Origin of the sequence: Sporosarcina aquimarina (assembly GCF_023715615.1) — a bacterium.
Classification (GTDB): domain Bacteria; phylum Bacillota; class Bacilli; order Bacillales_A; family Planococcaceae; genus Sporosarcina; species Sporosarcina aquimarina_A.
Map to the genome: position 1 here is coordinate 1 of NZ_JAMBOM010000020.1, position 1,261 is coordinate 1,261.

Here is a 1,261-nt window from a genome sequence, read left to right on the forward strand (position 1 = left end):
CCCTTACGGGAGCCAGCCGCCGAAGGTGGGACAGATGATTGGGGTGAAGTCGTAACAAGGTAGCCGTATCGGAAGGTGCGGCTGGATCACCTCCTTTCTAAGGATATATGTCAGTGGAACATCCTCGTGATGATGAAGCTGCACATTCGGAAATGAACCTCTGGTTCATACGTTGACATTTTGCGTTCAGTTTTGAAGGTTTATCAAAAAGCGGAAACAGCCGTTTAGGCTCGGCAGACATAAGACGGATTGGCGAAGCGGCGATTTGTGCCGCACAGGCAAGCTGGCTTATGACCGAGAGACTGGCTGTTGCAGCTGGATTATGATAAATATCTTCAAACTTGTTCATTGAAAACTGGATAAAACGACATTGAAGCAACAAATCAAGACAATCAACCGAGTCGGACACTATTCGTAGTGAGCCGAACAGCGATTCTTTTGTTCTTTCTTTTCATTCATCGCTGAATGAAAGAAGAACGTTAACTTTTTGGTTAAGTTAGAAAGGGCGCACGGCGGATGCCTTGGCACTAGGAGCCTAAGAAGGACGGCACTAACACCGATATGCTTCGGGGAGCTGTAAGTAAGCTTTGATCCGAAGATTTCCGAATGGGGAAACCCACCATCTTTAATAGGATGGTACGTATTTGTGAATACATAGCAAATACGAGGCAGACCCGGAGAACTGAAACATCTAAGTATCCGGAGGAAGAGAAAGAAAAATCGATTCCCTGAGTAGCGGCGAGCGAAACGGGAAAAGCCCAAACCAGGAAGCTTGCTTCCTGGGGTTGTAGGACACTCTATACGGAGTTACAAAAGGATGAGTTAGGCGAAGCGACCTGGAAAGGTCCGCCAGAGTGGGTAAAAGCCCCGTAACCGAAAATTCATCCCCTCCAGAGTGGATCCTGAGTACGGCGGAACACGTGAAATTCCGTCGGAATCCGGGAGGACCATCTCCCAAGGCTAAATACTCCCTAGTGACCGATAGTGAACCAGTACCGTGAGGGAAAGGTGAAAAGCACCCCGGAAGGGGAGTGAAATAGATCCTGAAACCGTGTGCCTACAAGTTGTCAGAGCCCGTTAATGGGTGATGGCGTGCCTTTTGTAGAATGAACCGGCGAGTTACGATTCCATGCAAGGTTAAGCAGAGAATGCGGAGCCGCAGCGAAAGCGAGTCTGAATAGGGCGAATGAGTATGGGGTCGTAGACCCGAAACCAGGTGATCTACCCATGTCCAGGGTGAAGGTAAGGTAACACTTACTGG

The 1,261-nt window shown here is 48.9% G+C and carries 2 rRNA genes; both read left to right on the plus strand.

What is annotated here, in order from left to right:
* Window positions 1-97 (plus strand): 16S ribosomal RNA (locus M3197_RS17140); the annotation flags it as partial.
* A 392-nt stretch (window positions 98-489) separates the two neighbouring features.
* Window positions 490-1,261, plus strand: a 23S ribosomal RNA gene (locus M3197_RS17145); the annotation flags it as partial.